This window comes from Streptomyces sp. NPDC088254, assembly GCF_044740925.1.
In the GTDB taxonomy this organism is placed as follows: domain Bacteria; phylum Actinomycetota; class Actinomycetes; order Streptomycetales; family Streptomycetaceae; genus Streptomyces.
Genome location: NZ_JBIURQ010000007.1, coordinates 347,592 through 366,888 on the forward strand (window position 1 = coordinate 347,592; position 19,297 = coordinate 366,888).

The 19,297-nt window shown below is 74.0% G+C and carries 14 protein-coding genes and 1 pseudogene; 8 read left to right on the plus strand and 7 right to left on the minus strand.

Features of this window, described 5'->3' with window-relative positions:
• The first annotated feature begins 20 nt into the window (after window positions 1–20).
• On the plus strand, window positions 21–683 hold the full coding sequence (locus ACIOC0_RS22205; protein ID WP_402156953.1) for a PDZ domain-containing protein: 663 nt from the start codon (window positions 21–23) through the stop codon (window positions 681–683).
• A gap of 15 nt (window positions 684–698) precedes the next feature.
• On the opposite strand, the pseudogene ACIOC0_RS22210 reads toward ACIOC0_RS22205, so the two are convergent.
• A pseudogene (locus tag ACIOC0_RS22210) lies at window positions 699–1,450 on the minus strand (phosphodiesterase).
• Between the two features lie 261 nt (window positions 1,451–1,711).
• Between ACIOC0_RS22210 and ACIOC0_RS22215 the strand changes: the two are divergent.
• Both ACIOC0_RS22215 and ACIOC0_RS22220 read left to right on the plus strand, forming a co-directional pair.
• A complete protein-coding gene (locus tag ACIOC0_RS22215) occupies window positions 1,712–2,839 on the plus strand; it encodes a M24 family metallopeptidase (protein WP_402156955.1) in 1,128 nt (375 codons plus the stop codon).
• A 50-nt stretch (window positions 2,840–2,889) separates the two neighbouring features.
• Window positions 2,890–3,861, plus strand: coding sequence for an aminoglycoside phosphotransferase family protein (locus ACIOC0_RS22220; protein ID WP_402157163.1), 972 nt, complete (start codon window positions 2,890–2,892; stop codon window positions 3,859–3,861).
• Between the two features lie 39 nt (window positions 3,862–3,900).
• Here the strand turns inward: ACIOC0_RS22220 and treZ are convergent, their stop codons facing one another.
• The gene (gene treZ / locus ACIOC0_RS22225) at window positions 3,901–5,646 is read right to left on the minus strand and encodes a malto-oligosyltrehalose trehalohydrolase (protein ID WP_402156957.1); all 1,746 of its coding nucleotides are present in this window, start codon (window positions 5,644–5,646) and stop codon (window positions 3,901–3,903) included.
• A 185-nt stretch (window positions 5,647–5,831) separates the two neighbouring features.
• Between treZ and ACIOC0_RS22230 the strand changes: the two genes are divergently transcribed.
• A complete protein-coding gene (locus ACIOC0_RS22230) occupies window positions 5,832–6,383 on the plus strand; it encodes a DUF1707 and FHA domain-containing protein (protein ID WP_130438019.1) in 552 nt (183 codons plus the stop codon).
• Between the two features lie 83 nt (window positions 6,384–6,466).
• Window positions 6,467–6,658, plus strand: a complete 192-nt coding sequence (locus ACIOC0_RS22235; protein WP_402156959.1) for a hypothetical protein — start codon at window positions 6,467–6,469, stop codon at window positions 6,656–6,658.
• Between the two features lie 88 nt (window positions 6,659–6,746).
• Here ACIOC0_RS22235 and ACIOC0_RS22240 read toward each other — a convergent pair whose 3' ends face one another.
• From ACIOC0_RS22240 to glgX, 3 genes are all read right to left on the minus strand, one after another.
• Window positions 6,747–8,000 carry a M14 family zinc carboxypeptidase gene (locus tag ACIOC0_RS22240; RefSeq protein WP_402156960.1) on the minus strand — a complete coding sequence of 418 codons (1,254 nt, stop codon included), beginning with the start codon at window positions 7,998–8,000 and terminating at the stop codon, window positions 6,747–6,749.
• Window positions 8,001–8,101: 101 nt separating this feature from the next.
• Complete coding sequence (gene treY / locus ACIOC0_RS22245; protein ID WP_402156962.1) at window positions 8,102–10,447, minus strand: malto-oligosyltrehalose synthase; 2,346 nt, start codon at window positions 10,445–10,447, stop codon at window positions 8,102–8,104.
• Between the two features lie 126 nt (window positions 10,448–10,573).
• Window positions 10,574–12,691: a glycogen debranching protein GlgX gene (glgX, locus tag ACIOC0_RS22250; RefSeq protein WP_402156963.1), complete on the minus strand. Its 2,118-nt coding sequence runs from the start codon at window positions 12,689–12,691 to the stop codon at window positions 10,574–10,576.
• Window positions 12,692–13,241: 550 nt separating this feature from the next.
• Here glgX and ACIOC0_RS22255 point away from each other — a divergent pair.
• Together ACIOC0_RS22255 and ACIOC0_RS22260 are read left to right on the plus strand one after the other, a co-directional pair.
• Window positions 13,242–14,480 carry an SAV2148 family HEPN domain-containing protein gene (locus ACIOC0_RS22255; RefSeq protein ID WP_130438014.1) on the plus strand — a complete coding sequence of 413 codons (1,239 nt, stop codon included), beginning with the start codon at window positions 13,242–13,244 and terminating at the stop codon, window positions 14,478–14,480.
• Between the two features lie 222 nt (window positions 14,481–14,702).
• The gene (locus tag ACIOC0_RS22260; protein WP_351092280.1) at window positions 14,703–15,425 is read left to right on the plus strand and encodes a 3'-5' exonuclease; all 723 of its coding nucleotides are present in this window, start codon (window positions 14,703–14,705) and stop codon (window positions 15,423–15,425) included.
• Window positions 15,426–15,453: 28 nt separating this feature from the next.
• On the opposite strand, the gene ACIOC0_RS22265 is transcribed toward ACIOC0_RS22260, so the two are convergent.
• Both ACIOC0_RS22265 and ACIOC0_RS22270 read right to left on the minus strand, forming a co-directional pair.
• Window positions 15,454–16,317 (minus strand): phosphotransferase enzyme family protein, encoded by an 864-nt coding sequence (locus ACIOC0_RS22265; protein WP_402156965.1) that lies wholly within the window; start codon window positions 16,315–16,317, stop codon window positions 15,454–15,456.
• Between the two features lie 100 nt (window positions 16,318–16,417).
• The gene (locus ACIOC0_RS22270; RefSeq protein ID WP_402156967.1) at window positions 16,418–17,290 is read right to left on the minus strand and encodes a DUF3152 domain-containing protein; all 873 of its coding nucleotides are present in this window, start codon (window positions 17,288–17,290) and stop codon (window positions 16,418–16,420) included.
• 261 nt (window positions 17,291–17,551) lie between these two features.
• On the opposite strand from ACIOC0_RS22270, the gene ACIOC0_RS22275 reads away from it, so the two are divergent.
• Window positions 17,552–19,282: a hypothetical protein gene (locus tag ACIOC0_RS22275; protein WP_402156968.1), complete on the plus strand. Its 1,731-nt coding sequence runs from the start codon at window positions 17,552–17,554 to the stop codon at window positions 19,280–19,282.
• The last annotated feature ends 15 nt before the right edge of the window (window positions 19,283–19,297 follow it).

Here is a 19,297-nt window from a genome sequence, read left to right on the forward strand (position 1 = left end):
GCGCGCCGGTCGGAGGAGAAATGGAACAGATCGTGTTGCGTCCCAGGCCACTTCCCGGTCAGGAGCCCGATGGCGGCGGCGGAGTCGGCGGGGGTGGTGCGGACGCCGGGGCGGGTGCGGAGGGCCGCGTCGACCACCGGCCCCACACCGGCGGTCACCCGGGCCGGCGGCCCGCCTCCCTGCTGTGCGGCCTCATCGCCGGGGTTGTCCTGGTCCTGTCCGGCGTGGCCCTCGGCGCGCTCGGGACGAGCGTGGTCGCGATGAGGGAGCTGGGGGAACTGCGGGACCGGATCGCGCGGGAGGCGTCACGGACGCCGGGCGAACCGGACGGGGACGGGAGACCGGGCGTCCTGTCCGTGCCGGTCGGCTCCAAGGCGTCCGGAGGGTCCGGGACTTCGGTCACCGCCCGGGACGGCGCGCGCGCCAGCCTGGGCCTCGAGGTCGTGGACGGGGGGAAGCGGGGCGCACGGGTCGTCGCCGTGCACGTCCCGGGCCCCGGTTACACGGCCGGCCTGGTGCGCGGGGACGTGCTGCTGACGTTCGGCCGGACCCGGATCGACTCGGCGACGGATCTCGCCCGGGCGGTCGAACGGGCCGGGCCGGGACGGAGGATCGACATGACGGTACGTCAGAGCAGCGGTGAGCAGCGGCGGTTGTCGCTGGTCCTCGGCGTGGTGGTCTGAGCCGCGAGGGGGGCGTCAGGCGACCGTGCGGAAGTGGCTGGTGAGCCTGCGCTCGTCGTCCAGGACGTGGAAGGCGAGGCCGACCGGCGCGTCCCGGTCGGCGACCGGCTCGCCTTCCCAGGGCAGCCGCAGCGTCCACGTCACCCCGGGTCCCACGATCAGCGGACGCCCGGCGAAGGTGGTCGCGGCAGGGGTGTGGGCGTGGCCGGTGATGATCCCGGCGATCTCCGGCCGGCGTTCCAACAGGGCCGCGAGCCGGCCGGGGTCGCCCAGCCGGAAGGAATCGGGGAGGGGGTGGTGCACGGCCACGGGCGGGTGGTGGAAGGCGAGGAGTGCCGGCAGGTCCCCGCCGAGTTCGTCGAGGGTCTCCTCGATCCAGCCGTACGTCTCGTCCGTCAGCGCGCCGTCGTCCTCGCCCGGGATGCTGGAGTCGCACATCAGCACGGCGGCGTCGTCGAAGACGTGGACGCTGTCGAGGGGCCCGAGGTGGGCCGGCCGAGGAGGGCCTTGCGGTAGGGCGCGCGGCTGTCGTGGTTGCCCGGGCAGGTGAGCACCGGGAAGGGCGCGCCGCCGTCGCGCAGCCCGAGGATGCGGGCCGCCTCCTCGTACTCGTCCTCCGCCCCGTGGTCGGCGATGTCGCCGGTGACCAGCAGGGCGTCCACCCGGCCCGGCAGGTTCCAGAGCCGGTCCCGCACCCGCTCGGCGCGTTCGGTGGCCCGCGCGCTCCCGTCCAGGTGCAGATCGCTGATGTGGGCGAGTACGAGCACGGCGGTCGGCCTCCGGGGAGAAGGGGAGCACTGCGGCAGACAGGGCGGCGGGCTGTTAATGCTGTGAACGGATCTAACCATTAGTGCTAATGGCTGCGCAATCCCCAACCGTTAACCCGATGGGGCGCGGTGTGTGGTGGGCGCCGGGTGAGAGGTGTGGCGTGCGGAAACCGGTGTGAATCGGCTCGCGCGGCCCCCGCTGTGCGGGCAGGATGCTGCCCGTAGCCACACGTCCTTCGCCAGCTCCCCAGGGAGGCCCGGATGACCGGCCGTACGCCCGCGCCCTTCACCGCCGACGACTACCGGACCCGCATGGAGCGGGCCGCCCGCGCGGCAGGCGACGCCGGGCTGGCCGCACTCCTCGTCGCGCCGGGCCCCGATCTCGTCTGGCTCACCGGCTACGCGCCCCCCGCCGCCACCGAGCGGCTCACCCTGCTCGTCCTGGCACCCGGCCGCTACCCCGTCCTCGTCGTGCCCACCCTGGAGGCCCCCGACGCCGCGAAGGCGGCCGGCGCGCCCGCGCTCACCCTGCGGGACTGGACCGACGGCAAGGACCCCTACGCCGTCACCGCCGCGCTGCTCGACGCGCGCGGCCGGTTCGGCGTCAGCGACAACGCCTGGGCGATGCACCTGCTCGGCCTGCAGAAGGCCCTGCCGGACACCTCCTACGCCGCCCTCACCGAGGCCCTGCCCATGCTGCGGGCCGTCAAGGACCCGGCGGAGCTGCGGCTGATGGCGGCCGCGGGGGCGGCTGCGGACGCGACGTTCGAGGAGATCCGGAAGGTTCCCTTCGCCGGCCGGCGCGAGTCCGAGGTGGGCGCCGACCTCGCGGATCTGCTGCGGCGGTTCGGGCACTCCCAGGTCGACTTCACCATCGTCGCCTCCGGGCCGAACGGCGCGAATCCGCACCACGAGGTCGGCGAGCGCGTCATCGAGCGCGGCGACATGGTCGTCCTCGACTTCGGCGGCCTGAAGGACGGCTACGGCTCCGACACCTCGCGCACCGTCCACGTCGGCGAACCCACCGACGAGGAACGCCGGGTCCACGACCTGGTGCGCGAGGCCCAGGAGGCGGGCTTCCGGGCGGTGCGGCCCGGGGTCGCCTGCCAGGAGGTCGACCGGGCCGCCCGCGCGGTCATCGCCGACGCCGGGTACGGCGAGTACTTCATCCACCGCACCGGCCACGGTATCGGCGTCACCACGCACGAGCCGCCGTACATGATCGAGGGCGAGGAGCAGCCCCTCGTGCCCGGCATGTGCTTCTCCGTGGAACCCGGCGTCTACCTGCCCGGCCGGTTCGGGGTGCGCATCGAGGACATCGTCACGGTGACGGAGGACGGCGGCCGCCGGCTCAACGACACCACCCGCGAACTGGTCACAGTGGACTGAGGCATCCCGTGGCATCCCCGGCATCCACCCCGAACGGCGACGGCGCGACCATGACCCAGGCACCCACCCCCACCGCGGACACCGTCCGCCGACTGGTCCGCGCGCTCCTCAAGGAGGGCGAGGACGGCGGCGGAACCGGGGGCGGCGCAGGGCCCGAGGTGCGGCCCGTGCGGCCCGCCGCCGACGGCGGGGCCCGGACCTGGTGGGTCGGCTCCCGCCATGTGCTGCGGCTCGCCGCCGACCGTGAGGCCGCCGACCGCAGGCGGCGCGAACTGCGGCTGCGCGATCTCGTCCGCCCGCACCTGCCGGTCGCCGTGCCGGTCAGCGTCGCGCACGGCGACTGGTCCCCGGGCCTGCCCTACACCCTGGACGTCCGGCTGGCGGGCGGCACCGGCGAGGAGCACGACGTGTCGGCCGTCGGCGAGGCCGACCTCGCCGGGCTGCTCGGCGGTCTGCGCGAGGTCCCGGCCCGGCAGGCCGAGGTCCTCGGCGTGCCCCGCACCGCCCCGCGCTCGCTGGAGGCGCTGCGCCGCATGGCCGTCGCCGCCGCCGAACGCCTCGCCCGGGCCGACGAGTTCGACCCGGCCCGGCTGAACCAGCTCACCCCGCTGGGCGCGGCCCAGCTCGCCGCCCAGCCCGCCACCACCGTCCTCGTCCACCACGCGCTGACCGGCGAGCACCTCGTGGTCAGCCCCGACGGCAGGGTGCGCGGCGTCCTCGACTGGTCCCGGACGGTCCTCGGGGACCCCGCCGAGGACATCGCCACGCTCGCCCTCGCCGTCGGCTCCGGCGCCGCCGTCCGCGCCGCCACCCTCGCCGGCTACGGCGCCCGCCCCTGCCTGCGCGGTCTGTGGCTGGCCCGCTGCGACACCGTGCTGCGCCTCGCCGACCGGCTCGACGGCCGCTCCACCGCCTCCCTGCCCTTGCTGCGCACCCGTCTCCGCAGGGCATGGGAGGCGATCCTGCTGGAACGCGTGACCGAGCTGCGAGAGGACGAGGACGGCGCGGACCCCGAGCTGTGACCGGCGCCCGGCGCCCGCGCCTCAGGGGTGCGGCGCCCCTCAGTCCTGCTCCAGCACCGCGCACGCCTCCCCGGGCACCTGCAGCAGCCCGTCCGGGCCCGGGGCCTCGACCGGCTCCCAGGCCGCCAGCACCCGGGCGGGCCGGGTGCCCAGGGGGATGGCCGCCGGATCCTTGCCGAGGTTGACCACCACCCGGACGTCGCCCCGGCGGAAGGCCAGCCAGCGGGCCCGCGCGTCATGGGCGACCTTGATGTCGGCCAGGTCGGGGTCGGTCAGGTCCGCCAGCTCGTGCCGCAGCGCGATCAGCCGGCGGTACCACTCCAGCACGCGCGCGTGGGGCTCGCGCTCAGGCTCCGACCAGTCCAGGCAGGAACGCTCGCGCGTCGCCGGGTCCTGCGGGTCGGGAACGTCCTCCTCGGCCCAGCCGTGCGCGGCGAACTCCCTGCGCCTGCCCTGACGAACGGCCTCCGCGAGCTCGGGGTCGGTGTGATCGGTGAAGAACTGCCAGGGCGTGCCGGCCGCCCACTCCTCGCCCATGAACAGCATCGGCGTGAACGGGGCGGTCAGGATCAGCGCGGCCGCGCAGGCCAGCAGGCCGGGGGAGAGCGAGGCCGACAACCGGTCGCCCTGGGCGCGGTTGCCCACCTGGTCGTGGGTCTGGCCGTACCCGAGGAGCCGGTGCCCGGGCAGCCGGGACCGGTCCAGCGGCCGTCCGTGGCGGCGGCCCCGGAAGCTGGAGTACGTGCCGTCATGGAACCAGCCGCCGGTCAGGGTCTTGGCGAGCGCCGCGAACGGGTCGCGCGCGAAGTCGGCGTAGTAGCCCTGGGACTCGCCGGTGAGGGCGGTGTGCAGGGCGTGGTGGAAGTCGTCGTTCCACTGCGCGTGCAGGCCCAGGCCGCCCTCCCGGCGGGGCGTGATCAGCCGGGGGTCGTTCAGGTCGGACTCGGCGATCAGGAACAGCGGCCGGCCCGTCTCCGCGGCGAGCGCGTCCACCGACTCCGACAGCTCCTCCAGGAACGGGTACGCGCGCGTGTCGGCCAGCGCGTGCACCGCGTCCAGGCGCAGCCCGTCCAGCCGGTAGTCGCGCAGCCACGCCAGCGCGCTGCCCAGCAGAAACGCGCGGACCTCGTCCGAGCCGGGCGCGTCCAGGTTGACGGCGGAGCCCCACGGCGTGTGGTGGGTGTCCGTGAAGTACGGGCCGAAGGCGGGCAGGTGATTCCCGGACGGCCCCAGATGGTTGTGCACGACGTCCAGGACGACGCCGAGGCCGAGCTCGTGCGCCCGGTCCACGAACCGCTTCAGCGCCTGCGGCCCGCCGTACGGCTCGTGCACCGCCCACAGCGACACGCCCTCGTAGCCCCAGCCGTGCCGTCCGGGGAAGGGGCACAGCGGCATCAACTCGACATGCGTCACGCCGAGTTCGACGAGATGCGCGAGCCGGTCCGCGGCCGCGTCCAGGGTGCCCTCGGGCGTGTACGTGCCCACGTGCAGCTCGTAGAGGACCGCGCCCGCCAGCGGACGGCCCGCCCACTGCGCACGCCACGTGTGGCGGCCGTGGTCGACGACCGCGCTCAGCCCGTCGGGGCCGTCCGGCTGACGGCGGGAGCGCGGATCGGGCAGCACGGGCCCGTCGTCCACCGCGAAGCCGTAGCGGCTGCCGTCGGCGGCCTCCGCCTCACCGGTCCACCAGCCCGCCCGGTCCGGATCGCGTTCCAACGCGCGCGTGACGCCGTCGCACCGGAGCGTCACACGTTCGGCCTGCGGTGCCCACACCTCGAACTGCACGGACGGTTCCCCTTCGTCTGTTCACCGGGATGTAGCCGGTCCCATCGTGCTCCAAACGGGATCAATCCGCTTTCGGAACGCTCCGCTTGCCCGAAGGTGTCGCGACGCGGGCGCCGGAACGGGCGCGCGGCCGTCGTTCTCCCGTTTTCTGGACACCCGGGGCCCGCTGACCGACAATCACGAGCGTGACGTCGTCCTTCGAGTTCAACACCTCCCCCGCGCGGCTCTCGGACGCGGAGCGCGACCGGGCGCTGAAGGAGCTCCGCGACGGCGTCGCCCTGGGCCGGCTGTCGCACGACACGTTCATCCGCCGCATGGAGCTGGCGCTCGCCGCCCGCCGTTCCGACGAGCTCGTCGCCCTCACCGCCGACCTGCCCAAGGAGAACCGCTTCTCCCGTGTCGTCTTCGGCGCCGTCGAGGCGGTCTCCGGCTTCGGCGTCCGGCTGCGCCGCGCCTGGCAGGCCGAGCGGCTGCCCAAGCTGCTGCTGCCGCACCCCGACACCGCGTACGCCCTGCGCATCGGCCGGGACCCGGGGAACGGGCTGCGGCTGCACCACGAGAGCGTCTCGCGCGCGCACGCCGAACTCAGACGCCAGGGCGGCATATGGGTCCTGCGCGACCTGGGCTCCACCAACGGAACGACGGTCAACGGCCGTCGCGTCATCGGCGCGGCCGTCGTCCGGGAGGGCGACATGGTCGCCTTCGGCCGCATGGCCTTCCGCCTCTCGACGACCTGACCCCTGGCAACCCGCCGGACCGCCGCCGCACGATCGGGTGAGCGGGACTGGGGAACCGGGCCCGTCGTGCCGATGCACCGGGCATGAAGCCCCTTCCCACGACGCACCTGCTGGCCGCCCTCCCCGGCGCGGCCGCCCTGCTGCTCTCCATCGGCGCCGTCACCCCCGCCGAGGCCGGCATCCCCGGCGACCGGCTCCCACGGCCCGTCGGCGAGGGCGACGGCAAGAAGACCTACGAGAACGTCCCGAAGTCCGCCGGGCCCGGCCTGCCGTAGGCCCTGACCTGGGCGACCGCGCGCCCAGCCGCTGACGACCGTGCGCCCCGCCGGTGCCGCCCCCGTCGGCGGCACCGCGGCCCGACGCTCACCGCGCCGCGCCCTCGCGTGCGTGCAGGGCCGCGGCGACGACCGTACGGGACTGGTGTTCGACCTGGTGCTCCAGCGGCACCCAGCGCGCGCGGAAGCGTTCCGCGAAGGTGTCGCTCCAGGCCTCGACGAGGCGCCCGAGACGCGGGGCGGCGCGGTCGTCGTGCTCCCGCAGGACCCGCCACAACATGGCCGCGGCCCGCAGCGGCAGCCGGCGGGCGAAGGCGTCCACGCTGCCCACGTACGCCATGGAGGTGCCCGCGGGCGGGGTATGGACCCAGTCCGAGGCCAGACCGGGCATCAGTTCCAGCGTCCAGCGGGCCGCCCTCAGCAGCGGCCCGTCGACGCCCTCCAGCCGCGGCAGCGCGTCCGCCAGCAGCAGCTCCACCTCCGCCGCGTCCCGCCGCAGCCGGCCCGCCAGACGCCGGATCGCCGCCGCCGGAGCCGGATGCGGCGCGGGGTCGTCCACCAGGTCGCTCGCCCACATCGGCACCTCCACGACCGCCGTCAGACCGCCGTAGCGGTGCGCGTGGTACCAGGTGCTGTGCCGGGCGTCGTCCGGCAGGCTCGGGTACGCCGCACGCGCCCCCGGCCCCGGCATCACGTGCACGCCGGGACCGGACGCCGGCCAGCCCGCCGCGTCAGAGGCGCCCGTCTCCACCGGGATGTGCAACTGCGCCGCGGACTTGGCGAACGGCTCCGCCAACCCGGGTATGTCCTTGGTCAACTGCACCCAGCTGCCGCCCAGATCGGTGCCGTGCAACGTCACCTGGAGGTAGGGTCGCAGCTCGTCGATGACACGGGTCAGCGCCCGCGTCTCGGGCGGCAGCCGGTCGGGCGGGAGCACGGCGGGCGACCACTCGGGCTGCTCCGGTCCCGCCGGCCGGAAGAAGCCCCGGTGGTACTCCAGCAGGCTGCTCGGCGCCGGCGTCACATGCAGACTGGCCCCGTCGGGATCCGCGCACAGCAGGAAGTGCCAGGACGTGCCGTCCCGCAACTCCGGCTCGCGCACCACCCGTTCGGCGACGGCGAGAAGCGTGGGGCCACCGGTCGGCTCGTTCGCGTGCGCCCCGGCGACGACCAGCACCGCCCGCCGGGCTTGCCCCACGGACAGCAGGCGCAGAGGGCGTCCCGCCCGTGACGTCCCCACCTGCCGCAGCGTGCACAACCCGGGGCGCGACGCAGCCAACGCCCTTGCCCGGGACGTCAGTTGGGTCACAGTGGGGTAGCCCGGCTCCGGCAGGAGACTCACCCCCGTCTTGTCCGCCCGGCCTTCGCAACCGCAGTACCCCACGGACTCCGGGCCCTGTCAAGGACGCCTCCGCGGAGCGGCGAGGGGACCGCCGGAACCGGTCAGTCCACCCGTTCCAGCAGGGCCACCGGCAGCCGCTCGAACAGCTCCTCCACGCGCGTGTGCCCGGTGAACTCCCGCCCCGGCGACAGGACGTCGGCCCACCGCCCCGGCGGCAGCGTCAGCCGAGTGTCACGCCAGCCGCCCGCCTCCGCCAGCCGCAGCGACAGACGGGTCACCGCCGTCACCGCCCGCCCGGAACGGGCGAAGGCCAGGCAGTGCTCCGCGGCCGGGCCCTCGGCCGGCAGCGCCTCGTAGGTCGCCGACGTGCCGAAGGCGTCCGGCCACCGCCGGCGCAGCCGCAGCGCCGCCGCGCTCACCTCCGCCTTGACGCCCGGATGCGCCGGCGGGAAACGGACCGGACGCCGGTTGTCGGGGTCCACCAGCGCCAGGTACTCGTCCTCCGTGCCCTGGTAGACGTCCGGCACACCCGGCATCGTCAGGTGCACCAGCGCCGTGCCCAGCACATTCGCCCGGATGTGCGGCTCCAGCGCGCCGCGCAACGCGGCCACCCGCTCGCCCGGCGGCCCGCACGGCCCCGCCTCGACGAACGCCGCCACCGCCTCCTCGTACGACGGCTCCTGCTCCGTCCAGCTCGTGCGCAGCCCCGCCTCGCGCACGTGCTTCAGCAGCGCCTGACGGACCCGCTCCGCGTCCGCCGCGCCGAGACCGAACACCGTCTGCCAGGCCGCCCACGCCGTCTGCCCGTCCGGCGCGCCCTCCTCCGCGCCCGTGACCTGCTCCAGCACCCGCGCCCAGCGCCCCGGACACTCCGTCAGCACCGCCAGCGCGGCCCGCACGTCGGCGCTGCGCTTGGTGTCGTGCGTCGACACGACCGTCCCGCCGGCCGGCCAGTCACGCTGCACGCGCGCGCAGTACGCGTGGAACACGGCCGGGGACACACCCTGCCGGCCCGGGTCGCCGCCCACCTCGTTCGCCGACAGCAGCGGCACGTACCGGTAGAACGCCGTGTCCTCCAGCGACTTGGCCCGCAGCGCGGACGACGTCTGCGCGAACCGGGCCCGGAACTCCGCGGCCGCGGGGCCCTCGCCGCGCCCCAGCACCAGAGCGCGCACCACGTCCACCGCGCCCGCCTCCTCGGGCACGGCGAACGCGCGCCGCGCCTCCTCGGCGGCCTCCTCCGTGACGACGGCGGCCGCGTCGCCCGGGCCGTAGGGCCGGTAGACCTCCATGCGCACCAGCAGCTCCACCAGCGCCGTGCGCAGCGCCCAGGGCGCGCGGTCGCGCAGCGCGGGATCGCAGGAGGCGGCGCACACACGCGCCGCCGTCCGGGTCAGCCGGTCCAGTTCGGTGGCCAGTTCGTGCCGGAGCACCGTGTACGCCGCCCGCCGCGCGGTCGCAGGCCAGTCGCCGCCCGCATCCGGGCGGGGGGCCGCGTGACGCCGGTACAGGTCCTGGAGCTCCCCGGCGCCCTGGGCGTCCGTGAACAGGCCGTCGACGTGGCGCAGGGCGTCGTAGCCGGTGGTGCCGGCGACCGGCCAGGCGCCCGGGAGGCGCTCGCCGTCCGCGAGGATCTTCTCGACGACCGTCCAGCGGCCGCCGCTCGCCTCGTCGAGCCGCTCCAGGTAGCCGCCGGGGTCGGCGAGCCCGTCGGGGTGGTCGACGCGCAGACCGTCCACCACGCCCTCGTGCAGCAACTGGAGAATCTTGGCGTGCGTGGCCTCGAAGACCTCGGGGTCCTCCACCCGCACGCCGATCAGCTCGGAGATGCTGAAGAACCGCCGGTAGTTCAGCTCGGTCCGGGCCAGCCGCCACCACACCGGCCGGTACCACTGCGCGTCCAGCAGCTGCGGCAGCGGCAGGTCCCCGGTCCCCTCGCGCAGCGGGAAGACGTGGTCGTGGTAGCGCAGCAGGTCCCCGTCGACGCGCAGGTCCTCCAGCACGTCGCCCAGCGGCCCGCCGAGCACCGGCAGCAGCATCTGGCCGCCCTGCGCCTGCCAGTCGACGTCGAACCAGCGCGCGTACGGCGACTTCGGGCCCTCCCGCAGCACCTCCCACAGGGCGCGGTTGTGGGCCGGGGCCATGGCCATGTGGTTCGGGACGATGTCCACGACCAGCCCGAGCCCATGCTCCCGCGCGGTGCGCGCGAGGTCCCGCAGCCCCTCCTCGCCGCCCAACTCCTCGCGCACGCGCGCGTGGTCCACCACGTCGTACCCGTGCAGCGAGCCGGGCACCGCCTCCAGCACGGGCGACAGGTGCAGGTGCGACACCCCGAGCGAGGCCAGGTACGGCACGGCCGCGGCGGCGGCGGCGAACGGGAACCGGGGCTGGAGCTGAAGGCGATAGGTGGCCGTGGGCACGACGGGTCCGACACGCTCAGAGGTCATGGAACCCTACGTACCCTCTCCCACCCCTTTCCTGACACCCGGAACCGCCCGAACAGGCGGGGCGGGCGTGAGCCCGGGGCCCCGCCCGCCCCGGGACGCCGAGGCGATCCCGCCCGCCCCGGCCCGTCAGGCCGGCCGCTGGAGGACGGTCATGCTGCGGTCCGTCAGGGTGAGGCGGTCGCCGGCGGCGACCTCGACGGCCTCGTCCCCCGCCACCGCGCCCGGGTCCGCCGTGTCCACGACGACCCGCCATCGCCGGCCGTGGTCGACCGGGACCACGAACTCCAGCGGACGCGGTGAGGCGTTGAACATCAGCAGGAACGAGTCGTCGCTGATCCGCTCCCCGCGCGCCCCTGGCTCCGAGATCGCGTTGCCGTTGAGGAACACCGTCAGCGCCGACGCCTGCGCCGACGTCCAGTCCCGCTGGGCCATCTCCTTGCCCTCCGGAGTGAACCAGGCGATGTCCGACAGGTCGTCGTGGGTGCCCTCCACCGGCCGCCCGTGGAAGAAGCGCCGCCGCCGGAACACGGGGTGCTCCTTGCGCAGCCGCACCACCGCGCGCGTGAAGTCGAGCAGCTCGCCGCCCTCCCCGCCGGGCTCGGGCCACTCCACCCAGGCCAGCTCGTTGTCCTGGCAGTAGGCGTTGTTGTTGCCGTGCTGGGTGCGCGCCACCTCGTCCCCGTGGCTGATCATCGGCACGCCCTGGGACAGCATCAGCGTGGCCAGGAAGTTGCGCATCTGCCGCGCGCGCAGCTCCAGCACCTCGGGGTCGTCGGTGTCGCCCTCGACCCCGCAGTTCCACGACCGGTTGTGGCTCTCGCCGTCGCGGTTGTCCTCTCCGTTGGCCTCGTTGTGCTTTTCGTTGTACGACACCAGGTCGTGCAGGGTGAACCCGTCGTGGCAGGTCACGAAGTTGATCGAGGCCAGCGGGCGGCGACCGTCGTCCTGGTAGAGGTCGGAGGACCCGGTCAGCCGGGAGGCGAACTCCGCGAGCGTGCGCGGCTCGCCCCGCCACAGGTCCCGCACGGTGTCCCGGTACTTGCCGTTCCACTCGGTCCACAGCGGCGGGAAGTTCCCCACCTGGTAGCCGCCCTCGCCCAAGTCCCACGGCTCGGCGATCAGCTTCACCTGGGAGACGATCGGGTCCTGCTGCACCAGGTCGAAGAACGACGACAGCCGGTCCACCTCGTGGAACTGCCGGGCCAGCGTCGCCGCCAGATCGAAGCGGAACCCGTCGACGTGCATGTCCGTCACCCAGTACCGCAACGAGTCCATGATCAGCTGGAGCACGTGCGGGGACCGCATGAGCAGCGAGTTCCCGGTCCCGGTGGTGTCCATGTAGTAGCGCGGGTCGTCGGTCAGCCGGTAGTACTGCGGGTTGTCCAGGCCCCGGAAGGACAGCGTCGGGCCCAGGTGGTTGCCCTCGGCGGTGTGGTTGTAGACCACGTCGAGGATGACCTCGATGCCCGCCTCGTGCAGCGCCCGCACCGCCGACTTGAACTCCAGCACCTGCTGCCCGCGGTCGCCCCAGGAGGCGTAGGCGTTGTGCGGGGCGAAGAAGCCGATCGTGTTGTAGCCCCAGTAGTTGTTCAGGCCCATGTCGACGAGCCGGTGGTCGTTGACGAACTGGTGTACGGGCATCAGCTCCAGCGCCGTGACGCCCAGCTCGGTGAGGTGTTCGAGGATCGCCGGGTGCGCGAGGGCCGCGTAGGTGCCGCGCAGCTCCTCCGGCAGCCCCGGATGGCGCATCGTGAGGCCCTTCACGTGCGCCTCGTAGATCACCGTGTGGTGGTACTCCGTACGGGGGCTGCGGTCGTCGCCCCAGTCGAAATAGGGGTTGACCACGACGGACGTCATCGTGTGGGGCGCCGAGTCGAGGTCGTTGCGCCGTTCGGGGGAGCCGAAGTGGTAGCCGTACACCTCCTCGCCCCAGCGGACCGAGCCGCTGATCGCCTTCGCGTAAGGGTCGAGCAGCAGCTTCGCCGAGTTGCAGCGCAGTCCGCGCTCGGGTGCGTACGGGCCGTGCACACGGAAGCCGTACCGCTGCCCCGGCATGACGCCCGGCAGGTACGCGTGCCGCACGAAGGCGTCGCTCTCCCGCAGTTCCACCGCCGTCTCCGAGCCGTCGTCGTGCAGCAGACACAGCTCTACTCGGTCCGCGGCCTCCGTGAAGACCGCGAAGTTCGTTCCGGCGCCGTCGTACGTGGCGCCGAGGGGGTATGCCTCTCCAGGCCAGACCTGCATGGATACGACTCTTTCAGGTGTGCCGTCCCGCTGGGGGTCCCTTGCCATCGAGTCTCCCGGAAAGTACCGAAGGTAAACACCGGCGCGCCCTCTTCACCCTGTGCGTCGTCCGCTTCACCCCGGTACGACAAGTGCGGGCCGCGGGCCGGCGGCGAAACCGTCCCCCCGCCGGCTCCCGGCGCGGCGAACCCGCCGGTGGGCGAGCGGGCGTGAGGGCCCCCACCCGTCCTGTGACCTGGGTGAATCCCGGATCCCGCCGTGTCGCACGCGGTGCGGTCCTACGGCCCGTGCCGGTCCGCCGGCAGAGCCCGCCGCTCGTCCCGCGCGCCGTGAACACCATGAATCCGATCACTGAGAGCGCCCCTGCCGGACGGAACCCGCGTGTCGGCCCGAGCAGTTGGGAAACGACCTGTGCATCCGGCTGCACCGCCGACCGCTCGCGGAGTACCCTTCCTTGATCGTTGGCAGATCGTAGGAAGAACGCGGGCGCCTCGGCGCCGGGAACGACGCTGGGACCAGGGTGCCCGGGGGAGCGGAAGGCGGTACGCGGGTGGGCTCGGGAGGGCTGGAACTGCCCCCTGGTGACGAGGGTCACGAGGGGGGCTCCTCCACAGACGTCCCTTCCGGCACGGTGTCCCTGGCCCGTCCGATGGAGGGCGCCATCGGACCGGAGCTGGACTGGGACGCCGACGCCTGGCGCGAGGTCCGCACCCGCGCCCAGCGGGCCGGGCGGGCCTACATCTGGCTGAACCTCGTCGAACAGCGGCTGCGCGCGGTCGTGTCCGCCGTCCTGCGGCCCATCTACGAACCCGTCCACGGCGACGACTGGGTGGTCGCCGCGGCCGGACCCGCCGGACAGGAGTGGGTGCACCGCGCGGTCGCCGTGCGCGAAGTCAGCCGCCGCAAGGGCTACTTGCTCGATCCGGCCGACGACAACGTCATCTCCTTCCTCACGCTGCCGCAGCTGCGCGAGCTGATGGTGCAGCACTGGCCCTGCTTCGAGCCGTACCTCGACGACCGCCGCGACGTCGAACTCGCCCTGGACGAGCTGGAGGTCACCCGCAACGTCGTCTCCCGCAACCGGGCCCTGTCCGAGGCGGTCCTCGGCCAGGCCGAACGCGCCTCCGCGCGGCTGCTGGAGACGCTCGGCACGGGCGGTGACGTGCCCTCCGCTCGCAGGCTGCCTGTGGACGCGGTCGAGGACCTCGTCGGCGACCGGTACGCGGACGTGGTCGCCGTGCACCCCGACCGGGTGCGGCTGATGCGGCAGTTCCCCGCCGAGGACATCTTCGACGGGGCCCGCCGTCTCGACGCGATCGGCATCGGCCTCAACCTGCTCGTGCAGAACTTCTCCGGCCGCCGGCTGATCCGGCTCGCCGAGGCCGGCGCCCGGGTCCGGCTGCTGTTCCTCAACCCCGCCTCCAGCGCGGTCAAGCGCCGGGAGCGCGAACTCGGCATGAAGCGGGGTGAGTTGAGCCGATCCGTGGAGATGAACATTCTGCACATGCGCCGGGTCCGCTCCCGGCTGCGCGACCCGGGCGCCTTCCAGATCCAGGTGTACGACGAGACGCCCCGCTTCACCGCCTACCTGGTCGACGGCGACGGCACCGACGGCGTCGCGGTCGTGCAGTCCTATCTGCGGCGCATGCGCGGGATGGAGGCGCCGGTGCTGGTCCTGCGCAACGGCAGCCGGGTGGTCAGGTCGGGCGATACGGACGAAGGCGGGCTTTTCGGGGCGTACCGCGAGGAGTTCGAGCTCGCCTGGGTGGATTCGCGTCCGGTGTCCTGAACCTCCCGGTTCCTCCGCCGAGTCGGCCGCGCGAGCGGGACGCCGGACGGCCGGGCCTTCGGAGTGCCGGGCGGCCGGGCGGCCGGGCGGCCGGAGCGTCGATGGGGCGGGCGGCCGGAGCGTCTATGGAGCGGGCAACCGGAACTCGGCCCTCTGATTGTCAGTGGCGCGTGCGAAGGTGGGGACCACTGGGGGAAAGCACCACCGAGAAGGGGGGCCACCATGGCCTGGCACCGAGAGCTGCTCATCGGCTTCGACCTGGAGACGACCGGCACGGATCCGCGCGAGGCGCGCATCGTCACAGCGGCCGTGATCGAGGTCAAGGGCGGGCAGGTCCTGGGCCGTCGGGAGTGGCTGGCCGATCCGGGCGTGGAGATCCCGGCCGACGCCGTCGCCGTCCACGGCATCAGCAACGAGCGGGCGGCGACCGAGGGCCACCCGGCCGACCAGGTCGCGAACGCCATCGCGGACGTCCTCGTGACGTACTGGAAGACGGGCGTGCCGGTCGTCGCCTACAACGCCGCCTTCGACCTCTCGCTGCTGTCCGCCGAACTCAGGCGGCACTCACTGCCGTCGCTGCGCGAGCGGCTGGGCGGCCGAGCCCCGGCCCCGGTCATCGATCCCTACACCATCGACCGCTGGGCCGACCGCTACCGCCGGGGCAAACGCAACCTCGAAGCGGTCTGCGCCGAGTACGGCGTCGTCCTCGACGCGGCGCACGACGCCTGTGCCGACGCGCTCGCCGCGGCCCGCCTGGCCCGCGCGATAGCCGAGCGCCACCCCAAGGTCGCGGGCCTCGGCCCCGCGGAGCTGCACCTGAGGCAGATCGACTGGTACGCCGAATGGGCCGCCGACTTCCAGGCCTTCCTGCGGCGCAAGGGCGACACCGAGGCGGTGGTCGACGGGACCTGGCCGGTCAGGGAACCCGCCGACGAACCGGTCTGAGCGGCCGCGTCCCCGAACGGGGCGACCGTCAGAACGGGTACCAGCGCACCGTCTCGTCCCCGTCCCGCAATGACGCCACCCGGCGCTCGAACTCGGCCAGGGCCGCGGGGTTGCTCGGTGCGTGCTGGGCGACCCAGGCGCAGCTCGCCGTCTCGCGAGCACCGCGCAGCACACCGCAGCCCGCCCACTCCCGCACGTCCCAGCCGTAGGCGGCGGTGAAGGAGTCGTAGGCGTCGGCGGGAAGGCCGTAGCGGTCGCGGGAGAGGGCCATGACGACCAGGTCGTGCTCGCGCAGGTCGGCGGAGAAGGTCTCCAGGTCCACGAGGACCGGGCCGTCCGGACCGATGTGCACATTGCGGGGCAGGGCATCGCCGTGGACGGGGCCGGGCGGCAGGTGCGGGGTGAGCGCGGCGGCGGCCGTCGCGAAACCGTCCCGGCGCTCGCGCAGGAAGGCGGCGTCGGCCGGGTCGATCGCGTCGCCCGCGAGCCGCAGCCAGCGCTCCACGCCGGCCAGCAGATCGCGCGGCGGCAGGGCGAAAGGGGGAGCGGGCAGGGCGTGCACCCTGCGCAGGAGGACGGCCAGGTCGCGCGGTTCGGCGGGCCGTACCGAGTCGGGCAGCCTGCGCCACACCGTCACCGGGTGGCCCTCGACCAGCAGGGCACGCGGTTCGGCGGCGCGCACGGCGGGGACGCCGGCCTCCTCCAGCCAGGCGGCGACGTCCAGTTCGCGGCGGGCCCGGTCGAGGAGTTCGGCGTCGCGGCCCACCTTCACCACCAGGGGGCCGGCGGCGAACACCGCGTTCTCGCCCAGGGCGAGGAGCCGCGCGTCCCCGGCCGGGCCGGGCAGCACCCCTGCCGCGGCCAGTACGTCCCGCGCGCGTGCCTCGTCCATGGTCCGCCTCCGTGTCGCTTCCGTGCCCCGCCCCCGGCCGTCGCGCCGGCCTCGGGGCATCCGACGGCCAGTCTCGCATTCGCACAGGTGGGGCCGGGTTTCAGGTGAGCGTGGGGCCGGTCACGAGTCGTCCCTTCGCGTCGTAGGGCCAGACGTTGGGGACGCAGCCCCGCATGCCTTTGATCTGCTGCATCATCGCGGGGGCCGGGCGGCCCGGTCCGGGGCAGTCGACATGGCCGTGGCCGAGGAAGTGGCCGACCTCGTGGTTGATGATCAGGGCACGGTACGCCGTCACGTCCTTGGCGTAGACGGGCGTCGCCAGGAGCCAGCGTTTGAGGTTCACCATGACCTTGTCGGCCACGTTGCAGTTGACCTCGCCGCCGGTGTCCAGCCCGAACCGACCGCAGATCTCGTCCACGGTCCCCGGCGTCGCGACCCGTACGACGAAGTCGGCGGCGCCGCCCGAAACCCGCCGGAACGCCGAGCGGCCGTCGGCGGTCCAGCCGCGACGGTCGGCGAGGACGCCCTCCACCTGCCGGGCGACGTCCGCGGCGGACAGCGAGAGACCCTTCTCCACCTCGACGCGGTAGCGCAGCGCCTTCCCCTCACCCGCCTTCGCGCTGCCGCCGGGTGCGACGACGAAGGTGCCCGGGCCGGTGGGCGGGATGACGGGCGGGGGCGGTGAACTCCTCGGCGGCTCCGGTGAGTCGTTGCCTACCGGCCCGGACGGGGTCGTGCCCGGCGATAAGCGGTCGCCGGGCCGGGCCGGCCCGGGGGAGGAGGAGCCCCGACTCCCGGCCGCCTTCTCGCCGTCGTCCGCCCATCCGACCGCGAAACCACTGGCCCCGAGGACGGTGAGCGCGGCCAGCCCCGCCCACAGCGCGCCGGTGCGGCCCCGCCCGGAGCCGGAAGTCGAGCCGCCCCGACGGCGACGGCGACGGCGACGGGCGGAACGTGATCGGTGTGTGCTCATGACCGTCCAATTGTGATCGTGAAGCGATCGAGTCTGGCTCGAATGATAACGAAGCAATAACACCCTCTCTCTGCGGGCTCATTAGCCCTCGGCGTCGGCCAACCGGCGAGAGCTGTCAGGCGGGTTGATGGACACCCGTTGTGCAGTCGTCGGCCACGCGCTCGTCACCGGGGTCCACGAAAGTCACACGGGCACCGTCCCGCTCGCCGCCCGCCCACGGCGGCAACTCCGCCCCGTGCGCCGCGCCTCCTGGAGACTCAGTTGACCACCGCTCCGCCCCTGGAGACCCTCGCGCCGACCCCGAACGGCGGCTCGAGCGCACCCGCCCGGTCCGCGCTTGAAGGGCTCGCCCGCAAGCTGACCCGTCGTTGGTGGCCGGCTGTCGCCGAGTGCGTGGTCGCCGTGGCGACGGCGTTGGGGTTCACGTACTGGGGTGTGACGGTCGCCGACAGCCCCATCACGCGGGTGGGGCAGGTCAGCGGGCTGTCGAACCTTCAGTTCCGGCTCGCCCTGCTCGTGTCGGTGGTTCTCGCCGTGGTGGGCTGGGCGACCGCGCGCGGGAGCGAGCGGGTGCGGGCGGTCACGGTCCGGCTGGCCGCGGCGGCCGTCGCCGGGCTGAGCACCGGGTTCATCGGCGCGGGCCAGGTGTTCGCCCTGCGCGGGACCCCCTGGCCCCTCAACGGCCCATACGCGGACAACAACCGCATCCTCGGCTGGGCGGAGCAGGTGCTGCACACCGGCTCGATGGACGCGTTCTATCCGCCTGCCGTGCCCTACATACTCGGGTACGCGGCCAAGGCCGGCCTCTTCGACGGGCAGCCGGCCTTCGGGCTGAAGTGGCTGTTCATCGCGTTCGTCGCGCTGACCGGGCCGGTCGCCTACCTCGCCTGGCGGTCGTGCCTGCGGCCGCTGCCGGCGCTCGCCGTCGGCCTGCTGCCCGCGCTCCAGCAGACGCTGCCGCACAAGCCGTACAGCCCCTTCGTCCTCGTCGCCCTCGTGCCGCTCATCGCGAAGCTGCTGCTGTGGCTGCGCGCCTCGCCCCGCTTCACCACCCGCGGGACGGCGGGACGCGGCGCGTTCCTCGGGGTCGCCTTCGGGCTGCTCTTCCTCGTCTACTCCGGCTGGCACGTGTGGTCCCTGCCCGGCGTGCTCGTCGCCGTCCTCTTCTTCTACCCCTGGCAGACCGGACGGCTGCGCGGACTGCTCTTCCTCGGCAGCTCGCTGGCCGGGTTCCTGCTGGTCGCGGGCGCGTATCTGAGGGTGCTGCTCGGCGCGACCGGCACCCGGGACCAGTGGTGCTCCGGGTTCGCGCTGACCGAGCCGGCGTACATCGGCACCACCCCGCTCAGCAGCCGGGCCTGGGACGAACCCGGCGAGTACCCGGGCTTCGGGGAGTTCGCCGGACTGCACACCTACGCCGTGATCGTCCTGATCGGACTCGGCGTCGCCGTCGCCCTCGGGCTGCGCAAGGCCGTCGTGGTCGCGCCGCTCGCCTGCTTCGCGAGCGCCTGGTTCATCCGGTTCTGGCTGGCCGGGCACATGGAGGCGGACCAGCAGGTCCAGCTCTTCCCCCGGACGACGCTGCAGATCCAGGTGACGCTCACGGCCCTCGCCGTCCTGGCGTGCGTCCTCGCGGCCGGAAAGCTGGCGCCGCTCGTCCGCCGGGCCGGGACCTCGCCCGCACGGCAGTTCTCCGCCGTCGGAGCGCTGCTCGCCCTGGCCCTGGCGGGTGGCATGATCGGCTCGTTCTTCGCCAACCAGTACCTTCCCACCGCGCCCGCTGAGCGGCAGGTGGGCGTGATGGCCTGGCAGGCCCACCAGTTCCGCAAGCCCGACGGCGCCTGCCCCAAGTACGCCGACCGGCGCAAGTGCCAGGACTTCCCGAACCGCCCCGTCGTCGAACCGCCCACCGCCAGGCGGCTGGTGTGCGAGTACCCGTGGCGCAAGGTCGGCCGCGACGGCTCGATCGAGGTGCTGCCGCCCCGGCCGTAGGGCGCCTCGTGCCGG

Coding starts and splice junctions, on each gene's coding strand:
- ACIOC0_RS22205 (WP_402156953.1), top strand. CDS start 21: ATGGAACAGATCGTGTTGCGTCCCAGGCCACTTCCCGGTCAGGAGCCC.
- ACIOC0_RS22215 (WP_402156955.1), top strand. CDS start 1,712: ATGACCGGCCGTACGCCCGCGCCCTTCACCGCCGACGACTACCGGACC.
- ACIOC0_RS22220 (WP_402157163.1), top strand. CDS start 2,890: ATGACCCAGGCACCCACCCCCACCGCGGACACCGTCCGCCGACTGGTC.
- ACIOC0_RS22235 (WP_402156959.1), top strand. CDS start 6,467: ATGAAGCCCCTTCCCACGACGCACCTGCTGGCCGCCCTCCCCGGCGCG.
- treY (WP_402156962.1), bottom strand. CDS start 10,447: ATGACCTCTGAGCGTGTCGGACCCGTCGTGCCCACGGCCACCTATCGC.
- glgX (WP_402156963.1), bottom strand. CDS start 12,691: ATGCAGGTCTGGCCTGGAGAGGCATACCCCCTCGGCGCCACGTACGAC.
- ACIOC0_RS22260 (WP_351092280.1), top strand. CDS start 14,703: ATGGCCTGGCACCGAGAGCTGCTCATCGGCTTCGACCTGGAGACGACC.
- ACIOC0_RS22265 (WP_402156965.1), bottom strand. CDS start 16,317: ATGGACGAGGCACGCGCGCGGGACGTACTGGCCGCGGCAGGGGTGCTG.
- ACIOC0_RS22270 (WP_402156967.1), bottom strand. CDS start 17,290: ATGAGCACACACCGATCACGTTCCGCCCGTCGCCGTCGCCGTCGCCGT.